This is a genomic window from Chromohalobacter sp. HP20-39, assembly GCF_033052815.1.
Classification (GTDB): domain Bacteria; phylum Pseudomonadota; class Gammaproteobacteria; order Pseudomonadales; family Halomonadaceae; genus Chromohalobacter.
This window is the reverse complement of sequence record NZ_JAWHTP010000001.1, coordinates 660,251-673,583: the sequence shown is the minus strand read 5'-3', so window position 1 is coordinate 673,583 and position 13,333 is coordinate 660,251. Positions and strand designations below refer to the sequence as shown.

The window sequence follows — 13,333 nt, the reverse complement described above, 5'->3', positions numbered from 1 at the left end:
TACCGGAGACATTGTCATGATAAGCCTTTATTTCAAGCGCGCCCATGTCACCAAGGTGGCAAGTAGGCAATGCCTGAAGCGTGGCACACCCGTCTTGTGCGCGAATCTCGACGCATTGGCTTGAAAGAAGGCAAGAGTGACCCGACATTCAATTGGTAATGCGCCGTACTCGAGGACGCCAGGAGTCGGTATGAACGAAGAGATGTTGTTGTCATGGCCGGCGACGTGCCCTTACTGCGACGCCTCTTTCGAGATGCTGATCGATAGCAGTGTGGGTAGCCACGCTACTTGGGAAGATTGCCCACAGTGCTGTGCGCCGATCCAAGTGCGTGTGACGGTATCGCCGTTCAGCGGCGAACTTGAAGACGTCATGCTAGGGCAGGACGACGACGTATTTTGAGTGCTGCCATAGGCATCCCGCTATGGCAGGCACGATATATCGACCCGATAGGGAGCGCCTATATTGCCTATTGGGGCAATCAAATTGGCATAAGAGAGGCCCGCCGGTAACCTTGGCAGGGTTTCATCATAGTCATCCACCCGACTTTTCAGGAGAAATGAATGAGCGTATTGGTTGGACGTCAGGTACCCGATTTTGAAGCGGCAGCGGTTCTGGGCGATGGCACGATCGTCGACGATTTCAAGCTGTCCGAAACCAACGGCAAGCTGCGTGTCGTCTTTTTCTGGCCGCTGGACTTCACCTTTGTCTGCCCGTCCGAGATCATCGCGCACGACAACCGTCTGGCGCAGTTTCGTGAGCTGGGCGTCGAAGTGATCGGAGTGTCCATCGACTCTCAGTTCACCCACCACGCATGGCGCAAGACCTCTCCCGAAAAGGGCGGCATTGGTGAAGTCGGCTTCCCGATGGTGGCTGACGTCAAGCACGAGATCACACAAGCTTTCGGTATCGAGCACCCGGAAGCCGGCGTCGCCCTGCGCGCGTCCTTCTTGATCGACGAAGATGGCGTCGTCCAGCACCAGACCATCAACAACCTGCCGCTGGGCCGCAACGTCGACGAGATGCTGCGCATGGTCAAAGCGCTCAAGTTCCACCAGAAGAATGGTGAAGTCTGCCCGGCTGGCTGGGACGAAGGTCAGGAAGGTATGAAGGATACCGCCGAAGGCGTCGCCAAGTACCTGGGCACGCACTCCGACGAACTGTAAGCGTTAATGCGTTTGCAACGAAGGGCGGCCTTATCGGCCGCCCTTTGCCGTGTCGGCGCGTGTTTGCAGCGTAATGGTATGTGGTATGCGCGTGATGCGTGCATGCCACATAGCATTTCTTGGTTCAATTGCCGGTCAGCGTATCCCGTAAGCGAGGTTTTCCCATGAGCGACGTGCGTCACGAACGACTGATCATTCTCGGTTCCGGCCCTGCCGGTTATACGGCGGCCGTCTATGCGGCCCGTGCCAATCTCAAGCCGCTGCTGATCACAGGCATGCAGGCCGGTGGCCAACTGACCACCACCACCGATGTCGACAATTGGCCGGGCGACGCCGAGGGTGTGCAGGGGCCGGAATTGATGGAGCGCATGCGTAGCCATGCCGAGCGCTTCGATACCGAGGTGCTGTTCGATCACATCAACGAGGTCGAGCTGCGTGAGCGTCCGTTCGTGCTCAAGGGCGAAAATGGCACCTATACCTGCGATTCCTTGATCATCTCCACTGGTGCCAGCGCGCGTTATTTGGGGCTGCCATCGGAAGAGAAGTTCATGGGGCAGGGCGTGTCTGCCTGCGCGACCTGCGATGGTTTCTTCTATCGCGGTCAGGAAGTCGTGGTCGTCGGTGGTGGCAACACCGCCGTCGAGGAAGCACTGTATCTGTCCAATATCGCGACCAAGGTCACGCTGGTGCATCGCCGCGATAGTCTGCGTGCCGAGAAAATCCTGCAGGACAAGCTCTTCGACAAGGTCGAAAACGGCAACATGGAGATCGTCTGGAACCACACACTCGAGGAAGTGCTGGGTGATAACACCGGTGTTACCGGGGTGCGCTTGATCTCCACCGTCGATGGCGCTTCACGTGAGATTCAGGCGCCGGGGCTGTTCGTCGCCATCGGCCATTCGCCGAATACTGGCATCTTCGAGGGCCAGCTGGACATGAACAGCGGCTATATTCGGGTCAAGTCCGGGCTCGATGGCAATGCCACCATGACCAGTGTGCCGGGCGTCTTCGCCGCCGGTGACGTGATGGATCACGTCTATCGTCAGGCGGTGACCTCCGCGGGTACCGGGTGCATGGCGGCGTTGGATGCCGAGCGCTACCTCGACGGCCTGGAGTGAGCCTGGATAAGGCCATTTCGCCGCGCCGTGCGGCGACAGCCTGACGCCGACGACCACGCCCGCGAAACGGATTCGCGGGCGTCTGTAGTTGTGAGAGTTTGTGAAACTTCGTGAGAGCTTGTGAGAGGCTGTCGAGGGCGATACCGCAAGGGAGATGACGCATGAATACCCCCTCGGATGACATGACGTCCTCCATTGCATGGTTGGATGCCCTTGTCGACGCCTGCCGTGAACGTCGCCATCGCGGCGTGATCTGGATACCCGCGCCTCCCGAGACGGCACATTCACGTGCACTTTCCCTGTGGCGAGCCCGCGCGTGGCAAGCTCCCTTGTGGGTCGGTTCGGCCGCTCCCCAGGAAAGCATCGACGCGCTTGCGCCGCGCCAGGCACGCACCCGCCTGGGGCGAGAGCATGATCTGATCATCATCGATGCCGATGTCTCGTCGGGCTTCGATCCGGATGCCTTCGGGGCGTTGAGCGGCACACTGCGTGCTGGAGGGCTGCTGGTCGTGTTGACGCCTGCCGAGTGGGCTGACGGCCAGGCCCGCCCGGATGCCGACTATGCGCGTCTGGCACATTGGCCATACGCACCGACGACCCTGAGCGCCCATTACCTGGCGCGCCTGGCACGAGGCTTGCGTCGCGAGCCCAGCATCTGGCGCTGGCCTGATGAGCACGCCATGCCGTATCCCGGTCACCTGCCCGAGGCGAGCGCACACACTTCTACCCCCGCTCTTGTATCGCCCGGCGATGACGCCTGCATCACGCATGATCAGCAAGAGGCCGTGCATCGGCTCACACGGTTGCGTCGCCGGCGCCCCGTGGTCCTGAGTGCCGATCGAGGGCGTGGCAAGTCGGCCGCGTTGGGCATCGCTGCCGCGCGACGGCTGGCGGCGGGCGACACGACGCTGTGGGTCACCGCACCGCGTCGGGCAGCGGTCGAGCCGCTGTTCGAGCGCTTGGCGGCTTTGTATCCCCACGGCCACCGCGCTGAGGCGCGCTTTCACGTCACGCTGGAAGCGGGCGCGTGCGAGGTGCGCTTTCTCGCCCCGGACGCCGTCATGGCGGCCCTGAGCGAGCCGGGCGTGGAGCGTCATGCACCGCCGACGCTGTTCGTCGATGAAGCGGCGGCCATCCCCACGCCACTGTTGGCGCGTTGGCTGGATGCGTTTCCGCGTCTCGCTTTCGCCACCACCGTGCATGGTTACGAAGGCACCGGGCGCGGCTTCCAGGTCCGTTTCTACGCGCGTCTATCGCGCCGTACGCCCGATTGGCGCGAGATCCACTTACGTGAGCCGGTCCGCTGGGCCGACGGCGATCCTCTCGAGCGTCTGACCCGTGACATGCTGCTGCTCGATGCCGCGCCGGCCGATGATGGCGAGGCCGAAGCGGCGCTGGTTGCCGCGCCACTGCGCATTCGCTGGCTCGACAGGGCGACGCTGGCCCACGACGAGCACGCCCTCGAGGCGTTGTTTGGCCTGTTGGTGCAGGCCCATTACCGCACCACCCCGAGTGATTTGCGCCAACTGCTCGACGGTCCGGATGTGCGACTCGCGATGGCCTATGCCGGTGATACCTGTCTCGGGGTATGCCAGGTGCAGGCGGAGGGCGGTTTTCCCGCCGGTCTGGCCGAGCGCGTCGTGCTCGGCGAGCGTCGTCCGCGCGGTCATCTACTGGCACAGTCATTGGCGGCGCACGGTGGCTGGCAGATGGCACTGACATCGCGCTGGTGGCGCATCATGCGGATCGCCGTGCATCCCGCTGCGCGGCGCCGTGGTGTGGGGCGGGCACTGGTCGAAACCGTGGCCGTATCGGCGCGTGGCGAAAATGTGATGCATCTGGGCGTGAGTTTTGGCGCCGAGGCGATGCTGATCGCCTTCTGGCGGCGTTTGGGGTTCATCTCGCTGCGTTTGGGGCTGACTCGCGAAGCGGCGAGCGGCGAACACGCGCTGATGATGGGACAGGCGCTGACGACTCCGGCGGGAGCGTCGTTGTCGGCCTGGTCGGATGACTTCCAGCGCCTGCTGCCGAGTCTGTTGGCCTTCGAGCTGGCGCATCTGGAAACCGATGTCGTCACGACGTTGCTGCACGAGGGAGTGGCGCCCGAGGTGAACGCCGATCTATGCGCACGCCTGGAGCGTTTCGCTCAGGGCGGCGGTGAGCTGGCGCTCGCGCGGCCCTGGCTGTGTCGGGCCTGGCTGGCCTGGTGGCGCCGCCAGCCGCAGGAAGCCGCCGACGAGACGCCGGACGAGGACACGCAGGCGTTGCTTGATTGGGCCACGACGTTGTTCCAGGGGCGTGATGTCGAGGCGACGCGTGCGATGGGGCGGCAGGCGCAGCTCGCCCACTGGCGCCGCCTGGCGGCCCTCTTGCACTGTCGCCTGAGGCCGACGCCATGACTGTCGCCGTTGGCGGACTTGCGTTGCGCGATGCAGCGCGTAAGGTGTCATGACGCCCGACACGTGCTGCGTCGCCATTCCTTGATCGTTTGTCGTTACCGGGAGACGTGGCGCGCGATGTCGGCGGCTCCCAACAGGAACGATTTCCCATGAACGATCATCTTCTGCAACTCTCTCCCGAACCGCTGTGGCGCCATTTCCGCACGTTGTGCAATACGCCGCGCCCCTCCGGTCATGAACAGCGCCTGGTCGAGACGCTCATCGCCTGGGCCGACGAGCATGGATTTACACATGAACGCGACGCCGCCGGCAACCTGAAGATTTGCAAGCCGGCCTCGCCAGGATGCGAGGAACTGCCCGGCGTGATCCTGCAGGGGCACTTGGACATGGTCGCCCAGGCCAACGCCGATCACCCGCATGATTTTACCCGCGATGCCCTCGACACCTACGTCGAAGATGGCTGGCTGCATGCCCACGAGACGACGTTGGGCGCGGATAATGGCATGGGCGTGGCCGCCGCGCTGGCGATCCTTGAGGATGACACCCTGCGGCACGGTCCGCTCGAGGCGTTGTTTACGCTGGAAGAAGAAGCTTCCATGCGTGGCGCGCTGGAGCTCGACGAGGGCTGGCTGCAGGGGCGTTACCTGCTCAATCTCGACTCCGAGGATCGCGGCCAGGTCTATATCGGCTGTGCCGGTGGGGCCGATGTGGTCGTCGGTGCGCGGCTGCCCACACGGGATCTCGGCGAGGACGAGATCGTGCGTCGCGTCGCTCTGACTGGGCTGGTAGGCGGCCACTCGGGCATCGACATCCACAAGGGGCGGGGCAACGCCAATCGCTTGTTGGTGCGGGTACTGCGCGCTCTGGAACCGTTCGGTGCCTGCCTCGTCGCCTATCACGGCGGGACGCTGCGCAATGCACTGCCGCGCGAGGCCTTCGCCAGCATCGCGTTGCCTGCCGACGAAGAGGCGGCAGTCACGCAGCGGCTGGTCGAACTGGAGGCCGAACTTGCCAGTGAACTGGCGGGGATCGACGAAGACGTGCAACTCACCCTCGAGCCCTCCGAGCCCGATGCGCCCCTCACCGAGGCTGCCAGTCGCCTGCTGATCGCGGCTCTGCATGTGGCGCCGTGCGGCGTCGAGCGCATGAGTGTGGAAGTGCCGGGCGTGGTGGAAACGTCCAACAACCTGGGCGTGGTCAAGCTGGAGGCCGGGCGCTTTCATCTATGCGCTCTGGTACGCTCGTTGCGCGATAGCGCCACGCAGGATCTCGCCGACCGCTTCCGGGCATTGTTCTTGCTGATCGGCGCCGAGACGCGGGTCGAGAACGCCTATCCCGGCTGGACCCCGGACCCCGAGAGCACGCTGCTGGCGCGCTTTCGTCGTCTGCACCTCGAGCAGACCGGGGTCGATCCAGACGTGAAGGTCATCCACGCCGGGCTGGAATGCGGCATTCTCGGAGGCAAGTATCCACACCTAGAGATGATTTCCTTCGGCCCCTTGATTCGCGGCGCTCACTCGCCGACGGAACGCGTCGAACTCGACTCCGTGGACGAGTTTTGGCAAGTGCTGCGCGCCGTGATCGAAGACTTGGCCTCGGCGCGAGCGGCGTGACTCAGCGCGATGCCTGGCGCACGGCTTCCAGCCCCGTCTCGGAGATATAGCCTCGGTCGTGCGCATGCACGGCCATGGCGGCGCTATCGTCACTCAGCAGCAGCTCGCAGTCGGTGTGCTCGATCTCCTCGCGCAGCCGGGCGATGGCCGCTTCGCGGTCGGGCTTGCGGTCGACGCGGCGAATGTAGATCGTCTTCACCCGATCCGGGTGCTCCTTGACGATACGCGTGTAAATCTCGGGATCGTGTTGACCGCTGTCTCCGATCAGCACGCAGGGCAGCGTGTCGAACAGCGTGAGCATCTGGGTGATCAAGTCGTACTTGTGATCCTCGGCGCGGCGCGGCCAGGGATGGCGCCAGGAAATCCCCCATTCGCGCAGGAACAGGATCGGCCCGACCGGGATGTGGTTGAGCTGGAAAAACGCCTCAAGCACCTCGTAGATGCTCCACGGACCGCGTGAGACGTAGAGGATCGGCCGCCGTGAGTCACCCGCCGTACCCGCGTGCAAGGCTTGGTAGAGCTCGGCAACGCCGGGAAAGGCAGTGCGTCGGTGGGCCTTCTCGACGAACAGCCGATACAGCATGCGCAGCTTGTCGGCGACACCGGTGTACATCACCGTGTCGTCGATGTCGCTGATCACCATCAGGTCGGTATGTGGTGGCGGAATATAGACATCGGCGCGTGAGAGGACGTTATCGCGGTCGGCCGTGATGACCTCGAGCTCGGCGCGGTGCCAGGAAACGTGTTCGTCGAGCGGGATGTCGAGCGGCAGACGGACATCGAAATAGCCGTCGTGGTCGGTCGTGACGGTAGCGCTGTTGTCGCCCAGGCGAATGCGCACCTCGGCGTCGGCAAAGCCGCGTCGCGCCAGGCGTCGAGTCACGTCTGCGGCGTCGCGTAGTGCCCCGCGTCGTGGGATGACGTGCGCCAGTCCCACCTGACGGAAGACCCGCCCCATCAGGAATGCCTCGCGATGCGTGCCGTAACCACGGTAGGGATGGACGACCGGTCCGCCACGGCCGCTATCCGACTTCATCGGCCGCGCGAAGATCCGTAACAGACTCTTGACGGCAAAACGCAGGCGTCGTGAAGGCATTCGAATGCCGCGTTGCGGGCCCACGCTCTCGGTGGTACGCAAAACGTCCGCCTCACGCGAGGCGGACGTCGATTGTGGTCGGTGGGGAGCCATCAGGCGTGTTGTCCGCTGTGGCGACCTTCGGCCAACTCCTCGATCAGTTTGGCGTTGAAGGCGTCCATGTCCTTGGGCGTGCGGCTGGTGACCAAGCCGTTATCGACGACGACCGGCTCGTCGACCCAGTGGGCGCCAGCGTTCTTGAGGTCTTGCCCCACGGAGGCGACCGAGGTCATCTTGCGCCCGTCGACGACACCGGCGTTTATCAGGATCCATGGCGCATGGCAGATCGCAGCCACCGGCTTGCCCGCCTCGAAGAAGCCACGCACGAAGGCGAGCGCGTTTTCGTTGAGGCGCAATTCATCGGGGTTGAATAGCCCGCCGGGGAGCACCAGCGCGTGATAATCGGTGACGTCGACATCGCTCAAGGCTTTGTCGGCCTCGTAGGTGTCGCCCCAGTCGGTTTCGGCCCAGGCACGAATGCCCTTGCCTTCGGGCGTGACCACGTGCACCTCGACGCCCTGACTCTTCAAGGCGGCACGCGGCGCGGAAAGCTCGGATTCCTCGAACCCATCGGTGGCGAGGATGGCGACACGTTTACCTGACTGCGCTTGACTCATCGTGACCTCCTGGTCGTGATGCTTCATGGATGAGGGCAGCCACCACCGGGCGATCCTAGTCCGGTATCAGGCGGCCTCACTGATTGAGTTTGGGCCATCGAGGCGGGACTTCAAGCCCCGGGCCGCTTGCGTCGCGCTGCCGAGTGGGGGAAGGTGACGCGCGAAGTGTTTCATCGAGTATTAAATCGAGAGTTTTCACCGAACGTTTTAATCGAAAGTTTTCCATCGCCGGTATTACGCCCATGTCCAGCACGTTCCCCGCCGCTTATCTTTTCTCCCTTGCGGCCGTCCTGACGCTTGCCGCGCTGACACTCGGTGTGGCATGGCGACGTGAACGCACGCGTCGCGAAACGGCCGAGCACGAGGCCGAGCGTGCCCAGCATCGCTATGCCGAGACCGAGGAAGCACGTGCTCGGCTGGAGCGCGAGCTGGCCCAGAGCGATGCCCAACTGGACGCCGTGCGTGAGCAGAGTCTCGAGACCCAGCGCCTGCTGGGGCAACGCGAACGTGATCTCGACGACCGCCAGGAACGACTCGCGGCGCTACGCGAACGGTACGGTCGCCTGGAAACGCAGCTCGAACAGGAGCGCTCCCATCATGCCGAGAAGCTGGCCCTGCTCGAGGAGGCGCGGACACGCCTCACTAAGGACTTCGAGGCGTTGGCGGGGCGGATTTTCGAGGAACGACAGCAAACGTTCAATACCCAGAGCCGCGAGAATCTCGAGGCCATGCTGGCGCCGTTTCGCGAGCAGGTCGGCGACTTCCGGGCGCGCTTGGAGGAGATTCATGGGCAATCGCTGCGCGAGCGCTCGACGCTCAAGACGCAGATCGAGCATCTGTCCACACTGAACCGCCAGATCACCGAGGAAGCCGCCAATCTGACGCGGGCGCTCAAGGGCGACAAGAAGATGCAGGGCGATTGGGGCGAGGTGATACTCGAATCGGTGCTCGAACGCTCGGGGCTGCGCCGCGATATCGAGTACAAGCGCGAGGTCTCGGTGGAGGGCGAGTCGGGCCGTCAGCGCCCCGACGCGGTCATCTACCTGCCCGACAATCGCCATCTGATCGTCGACGCCAAGGTCTCGCTCAACGCCTACGTGCGCTATGTCAACGCCGAGGACGACGCCACGCGCGCGCAGGCATTGAAGGCCCACGTTCAGGCGGTGCGTGCGCATATCGACGCGCTTTCAGGACGCGATTACCCGCGCTTGCCGGGGCTCAACTCACCGGATTTCGTATTCTTGTTCATGCCCGTCGAGCCGGCGTTCGCGGTGGCCTTCCAGCATGATGAAACACTCTTCCAGGACGCCTTCTCGCGCGACATCGTGGTGGTTACGCCGACGACGCTGCTGGCGAGCTTGAGAACCGTGGCCAGTCTCTGGACGCTGGAGCGCCAGAACGATAACGCCCGCGTCATCGCCGCACGGGCGGGCAAGTTGCTCGACAAGTTTCGTGGCTTCGTGGATAGCCTCGAGGACGTCGGCCGCCATCTGGAGCGCGCCGACGGTAGCTACCGGCAGGCGATGGGACGCCTGTCAACGGGGCAGGGAAGCCTGGTCAGCCAGGCGCTGATGCTCAAGCGCCTGGGCGTGCGCATGAAGCGCGACCTGCCGACGCACTTGACCGATCAGGTGGACGCAGAAGCATTGGACGAGATGGCGGACGACGAACCCAGCGCCGAGGAAACCTCTTCCGGCGACGAGACACGTGGGGGCTCCTAATGACACCGCCCGGCACGAGGCCGGGCGGTTTCATCGAACGAGATGGACGCGTGGCGGGAATCAGCCCAGGTAGGCGCTGAGCATCCACACGGTCTTTTCCTGCTCGCGGATGTAGTCGCTCATCTGCGAGGCGGTGCCTTCGTCGTCGGCATCGGCAGCCATGGAATTGAGCTCGCGCTGCAATTCGAGCAGTGCCTGATAACCCTGCACCAGCCCACGCACGCACTCGGTGCCTTCATGCACGTGGGTGTCTTCCTGAATGCGCGAAATCTTGGCGTAATCGCTGTAGGCATGCAATGGCTCGTGCCCCAGCGTGAGGATGCGCTCGGCGACTTCGTCGACCTTGGCAAGCAGGTCGGTATAGATTTCCTCGAACTTGGTATGCAGTTCGAAGAAATGCGGGCCTTTCACGTTCCAGTGGTAGCCGCGCGCGTTCATGTAGAAGATCTGGTAGTTGGCCAGCAGTTCGTTGAGCTTCTCGGCCAGCTGGTTGGCGCTGCTGGTATGCAGACCGATGGCATTGATGTCGGACATGAAAGCACTCCTTCGTAAACAATGGACGAACGTCGTCAGTGGTCAAAAACGTCAATGGGCTTAGTCTAGAGTGTCGCCTGGGGCTTGGGTAACGAATCTTTCCCATCGACGATATAGCGTCTACATATGAAATGCCCATGACGCGGTGGTTTTTCAAGGGTGGAGGGTGCGGCATTGCGCGCGCCCTGCGATTAGCGTGATGCATGACGGTTGGCGAGTTGCCAAACGCGCAGCAGGCTTTCGGCACGGTCGGCGAGCAATTCGGCGGTGCGTTCCAGGGCCTGCGGCAGGGCCAGGGGGCCATCGGCCAGCGCGAAGGCGGCCTCGATGCCCTCGTCGTGAACGGCCTGCCAGCCATCGCCGAGTCGCCCGGCGAGTGCGAGCGTGGGCACGCCGTGTCGTCGCGCGCGCCGGGCAATGCCCACCGGTGTCTTGCCGGCAAGGCTCTGGCCATCGAGCTGGCCTTCGCCGGTGATCACCAGGTCGGCGTCTTCCAGCAGACGGTCGAAGTCGACCTGATCCATGACCAGTTCGATGCCGGGCTGCAGCCGTGCCCCTAGAAAAGCCGCCGCTGCGAAGCCCATGCCGCCAGCCGCGCCGGCGCCGGGTAGCGCGCGGTGATCCTTGCCGAGCGCGCTGGCGACGTGGTCGGCGAAATGTGCCAGGGCCGCGTCGAGCTGTGTGACATCCGCCGGTGTGGCGCCTTTCTGGGGGCCGAAGATCGCGCTGGCCCCGCGCTCGCCGAGCAAGGGGTTGTCGACGTCCACGGCGGTGTCCACCTTGAGCGCCGCCAGGCGCGGGTCCAGGTCGCTCAGGTCGAGTTCGGTCAGCCGCGCCAATGCCGCGCCGCCTGGCGGCAGTGGCTGGCCTTCGGCATCGAGCAGTCGCGCGCCCAGCGCCACGAGCATCCCCGCGCCGGCATCGTTGGTGGCGCTGCCGCCCAGGGTGAGGATCAAACGCGTGGCCCCGGCATCGAGCGCATCGCGTATCAACTCGCCGACGCCAAGGGTGGTGCTGTAAAGCGCGCTGCGCTCGGCGTCGGCGAGCGCTTGCAAGCCGCTGGCTTCGGCGAGCTCGACATAGGCCGTGGCACTCGCAGCGTGCCATCCCCAACTGGCGTCGATGGGGCGCCCCAGGGCGTCGTGGACCTCGGTGATGCGGCGTTCGGCTCCTGTGGCGGCCAGCAAGGCATCCAGGGTACCTTCGCCGCCGTCCCCCATCGGGCATTGGACCAACTGTGCTTGAGGCAGGACGCGGTCGCAGCCTGCGGCGATGGCGACAGCGGCCTCGCGGGCCGAGAGAGCATCCTTGTAGCTATCCGGGGCGATGACGATCTTCATGAGCGAGCCTCTTGCATGATCCAAACCCGAGAGCGGGGCGTCGTGGCCGAATGGCCAGTAGACTGTCAGCCTAACCCATGCTGGCGCCGGGCGGGAGTGGCCGCCCCTGCTCATGCTGACGGAACAGTGGCCCTCAACTACGCTCACAACGAGGTGCCCGTGCAGCGGTAACGGTGAAGCGAGACGCGCTATTTCGCTCCTCGTTGCCTGAGTGACCTTTTCCTTTCAGGCGAGAACACTGATGATGAAACCTCTTTTGCTGGTGGTGTTGGCATGGGGGCTCGGCGGCTGTCAGGGCCTGGCTTCTTACGATCCGCTGGGCCGCGATGTGGCCTCGCCGTTGCCCGAGGCATGCCACTGGCCGGCCGAGGGCAGCGCCAAGGCACGGGTGAGGGCCACGGCCGATGCCCTGGAGGCACAGGGGTATCGTATCGAGCAGACCGAGGTCGCGCTGGGGCTGGTGAGTGCCGCGCGGAGTGTGGCACAGCCTGGCCTGGGCGCCGTGGATCGTCCTTTCTGGGGGCGCAGCGGCTTCTGGGGACGCTATGGATTAGGCGGGCGAAATGGCTATTCGCTGGGCTACTTCCAAAGCTTCGGCGGCGACCCGGTGCGCCTGCAACGGGTCTCGGTGGTCGCCGCCGAAGGCATCGTGCGGGTGACGCGCGATTCGCGGGTGGTCGATGTCGACGGTTATCTGATCGATGCGCGTCCGGACAACAGCGCGGCGTTCTGCGCCGCTTTACACGATGATATCGACGCACGCATGCGCGAGGGGAGCACATCATGAGGTGGCTGGGCGTATTGCTCGTGGCAGCGTGCTTGGTATTGAGCCTGGTCGGGTGCGCGACCACGTCAGTGCCGCCGCAGACCCGGTCGTTGGTCGTCGAGGCCGCACCGTCGACTGCGTTGGAAGCAGGGGTGGCGATGCTCACGGCACGCGGCTTCGTGATTCGTCGCGCCGATGCCGACCTGGGCGATGTCGAGGCCGTATTGGCCTCGCGCCCCACGCTTGCGGTGCGCTATCGGCTGGAGGCAACCGAGCAGGGCACGCGCATCACGCTATCGGGGCAGCGTGGTGGTCAGCCCGTGCCGCCCTATGTGTTCGACGCGCTGCTGATTGATGTACAGGAGCGGCTCGGTGAGCTGCCCTAAGTGCTACGAAAACTGCTCTGTGCGCCTACGTGCGTATCACTCGGATGATGCCAACAGATCGCGCAGTGTCATCAGGTGGGTGTCCAGTGTCGCATCGTCATAGGGTTGCGGCGTGCCCTGTCCCCACACAGGTCCCGGCCAGGCCGCGTCGCCCTGGTGGCGGATGATGACATGCAGGTGCAACTGCGCGACCTGATTGCCGAGCGTCGCCAGATTGAGCTTGTCGCCGTCATGATGCGTCATCAAGCGGCGTCCCACCTCGGTGGCTTCCTGCCACAGCGTGGCCTGATCCTCGGCGGAGAGTTCGTAGACTTCGCGGATCTCGGCGTGGCGGGGGATCAGTACCAGCCACGGATAGCGAGCGTCGTCGTTCAGGCGCACCTGGCACAGGGACAAATCGGCGACGTAATGCGAGTCGGCCGCCAAGCGTGGGTGCAGGGTGAAATCAATCATGAGCGGCGCTCCTGAAAATCGTCGTAAAGTGGCATGGCTATGCTAGCTGTTTAGTCGCGGAGTGTAATGTTTTATGGTACAAACAAT

Annotated in this window: 13 protein-coding genes; 8 read left to right on the top strand and 5 right to left on the bottom strand. The window is 64.1% G+C overall.

Annotated features, from left to right (window positions below):
* The first annotated feature begins 190 nt into the window (after positions 1-190).
* The 5 genes from RVY79_RS03160 to RVY79_RS03140 all read left to right on the top strand — a co-directional run bounded on the left by RVY79_RS03160 (position 191) and on the right by RVY79_RS03140 (position 6,294).
* Positions 191-400, top strand: coding sequence for a CPXCG motif-containing cysteine-rich protein (locus RVY79_RS03160; RefSeq protein WP_246919207.1), 210 nt, complete (start codon positions 191-193; stop codon positions 398-400).
* 161 nt (positions 401-561) lie between these two features.
* Positions 562-1,164 (top strand): peroxiredoxin, encoded by a 603-nt coding sequence (locus tag RVY79_RS03155; RefSeq protein ID WP_317462565.1) that lies wholly within the window; start codon positions 562-564, stop codon positions 1,162-1,164.
* A gap of 164 nt (positions 1,165-1,328) precedes the next feature.
* Positions 1,329-2,282 (top strand): thioredoxin-disulfide reductase, encoded by a 954-nt coding sequence (trxB, locus tag RVY79_RS03150; RefSeq protein WP_246899039.1) that lies wholly within the window; start codon positions 1,329-1,331, stop codon positions 2,280-2,282.
* Positions 2,283-2,443: 161 nt separating this feature from the next.
* Entirely contained in the window at positions 2,444-4,681 is a 2,238-nt protein-coding gene (locus RVY79_RS03145) for a tRNA(Met) cytidine acetyltransferase TmcA (RefSeq protein ID WP_317462563.1), read from the top strand.
* A 149-nt stretch (positions 4,682-4,830) separates the two neighbouring features.
* Positions 4,831-6,294, top strand: coding sequence for an aminoacyl-histidine dipeptidase (locus RVY79_RS03140; RefSeq protein WP_317462562.1), 1,464 nt, complete (start codon positions 4,831-4,833; stop codon positions 6,292-6,294).
* A 1-nt stretch (position 6,295) separates the two neighbouring features.
* Here the strand turns inward: RVY79_RS03140 and RVY79_RS03135 are convergent, their stop codons facing one another.
* Together RVY79_RS03135 and RVY79_RS03130 are read right to left on the bottom strand one after the other, a co-directional pair.
* Entirely contained in the window at positions 6,296-7,390 is a 1,095-nt protein-coding gene (locus RVY79_RS03135; protein ID WP_317462561.1) for an App1 family protein, read from the bottom strand.
* 92 nt (positions 7,391-7,482) lie between these two features.
* Positions 7,483-8,046: a type 1 glutamine amidotransferase domain-containing protein gene (locus RVY79_RS03130; protein ID WP_317462560.1), complete on the bottom strand. Its 564-nt coding sequence runs from the start codon at positions 8,044-8,046 to the stop codon at positions 7,483-7,485.
* A gap of 242 nt (positions 8,047-8,288) precedes the next feature.
* Between RVY79_RS03130 and rmuC the strand changes: the two genes are divergently transcribed.
* A complete protein-coding gene (gene rmuC / locus RVY79_RS03125; protein WP_317462559.1) occupies positions 8,289-9,767 on the top strand; it encodes a DNA recombination protein RmuC in 1,479 nt (492 codons plus the stop codon).
* 60 nt (positions 9,768-9,827) lie between these two features.
* Here rmuC and RVY79_RS03120 read toward each other — a convergent pair whose 3' ends face one another.
* Together RVY79_RS03120 and RVY79_RS03115 are read right to left on the bottom strand one after the other, a co-directional pair.
* Positions 9,828-10,301 carry a Dps family protein gene (locus tag RVY79_RS03120; RefSeq protein ID WP_317462558.1) on the bottom strand — a complete coding sequence of 158 codons (474 nt, stop codon included), beginning with the start codon at positions 10,299-10,301 and terminating at the stop codon, positions 9,828-9,830.
* A gap of 191 nt (positions 10,302-10,492) precedes the next feature.
* Positions 10,493-11,641 carry a glycerate kinase gene (locus tag RVY79_RS03115; protein WP_317462557.1) on the bottom strand — a complete coding sequence of 383 codons (1,149 nt, stop codon included), beginning with the start codon at positions 11,639-11,641 and terminating at the stop codon, positions 10,493-10,495.
* Between the two features lie 241 nt (positions 11,642-11,882).
* Here RVY79_RS03115 and RVY79_RS03110 point away from each other — a divergent pair, with 241 nt between their 5' ends.
* Together RVY79_RS03110 and RVY79_RS03105 are read left to right on the top strand one after the other, a co-directional pair.
* Positions 11,883-12,428 carry a hypothetical protein gene (locus tag RVY79_RS03110; RefSeq protein WP_317462556.1) on the top strand — a complete coding sequence of 182 codons (546 nt, stop codon included), beginning with the start codon at positions 11,883-11,885 and terminating at the stop codon, positions 12,426-12,428.
* Positions 12,425-12,793 (top strand): hypothetical protein, encoded by a 369-nt coding sequence (locus RVY79_RS03105; protein WP_317462555.1) that lies wholly within the window; start codon positions 12,425-12,427, stop codon positions 12,791-12,793. Before RVY79_RS03110 ends, RVY79_RS03105 begins: the two co-directional genes overlap by 4 nt.
* A gap of 36 nt (positions 12,794-12,829) precedes the next feature.
* On the opposite strand, the gene RVY79_RS03100 is transcribed toward RVY79_RS03105, so the two are convergent.
* Positions 12,830-13,246: an HIT family protein gene (locus RVY79_RS03100; RefSeq protein ID WP_317462554.1), complete on the bottom strand. Its 417-nt coding sequence runs from the start codon at positions 13,244-13,246 to the stop codon at positions 12,830-12,832.
* Positions 13,247-13,333 lie beyond the last annotated feature (87 nt).

Bases quoted from the DNA above. Each gene is read 5' to 3' on its own strand.
- RVY79_RS03145 (WP_317462563.1), top strand. From the start codon at position 2,444: ATGAATACCCCCTCGGATGACATGACGTCCTCCATTGCATGGTTGGAT.
- RVY79_RS03135 (WP_317462561.1), bottom strand. From the start codon at position 7,390: ATGCCTTCACGACGCCTGCGTTTTGCCGTCAAGAGTCTGTTACGGATC.
- RVY79_RS03160 (WP_246919207.1), top strand. From the start codon at position 191: ATGAACGAAGAGATGTTGTTGTCATGGCCGGCGACGTGCCCTTACTGC.
- RVY79_RS03155 (WP_317462565.1), top strand. From the start codon at position 562: ATGAGCGTATTGGTTGGACGTCAGGTACCCGATTTTGAAGCGGCAGCG.
- RVY79_RS03115 (WP_317462557.1), bottom strand. From the start codon at position 11,641: ATGAAGATCGTCATCGCCCCGGATAGCTACAAGGATGCTCTCTCGGCC.
- RVY79_RS03110 (WP_317462556.1), top strand. From the start codon at position 11,883: ATGATGAAACCTCTTTTGCTGGTGGTGTTGGCATGGGGGCTCGGCGGC.
- RVY79_RS03130 (WP_317462560.1), bottom strand. From the start codon at position 8,046: ATGAGTCAAGCGCAGTCAGGTAAACGTGTCGCCATCCTCGCCACCGAT.
- trxB (WP_246899039.1), top strand. From the start codon at position 1,329: ATGAGCGACGTGCGTCACGAACGACTGATCATTCTCGGTTCCGGCCCT.
- RVY79_RS03140 (WP_317462562.1), top strand. From the start codon at position 4,831: ATGAACGATCATCTTCTGCAACTCTCTCCCGAACCGCTGTGGCGCCAT.
- RVY79_RS03120 (WP_317462558.1), bottom strand. From the start codon at position 10,301: ATGTCCGACATCAATGCCATCGGTCTGCATACCAGCAGCGCCAACCAG.
- rmuC (WP_317462559.1), top strand. From the start codon at position 8,289: ATGTCCAGCACGTTCCCCGCCGCTTATCTTTTCTCCCTTGCGGCCGTC.
- RVY79_RS03105 (WP_317462555.1), top strand. From the start codon at position 12,425: ATGAGGTGGCTGGGCGTATTGCTCGTGGCAGCGTGCTTGGTATTGAGC.
- RVY79_RS03100 (WP_317462554.1), bottom strand. From the start codon at position 13,246: ATGATTGATTTCACCCTGCACCCACGCTTGGCGGCCGACTCGCATTAC.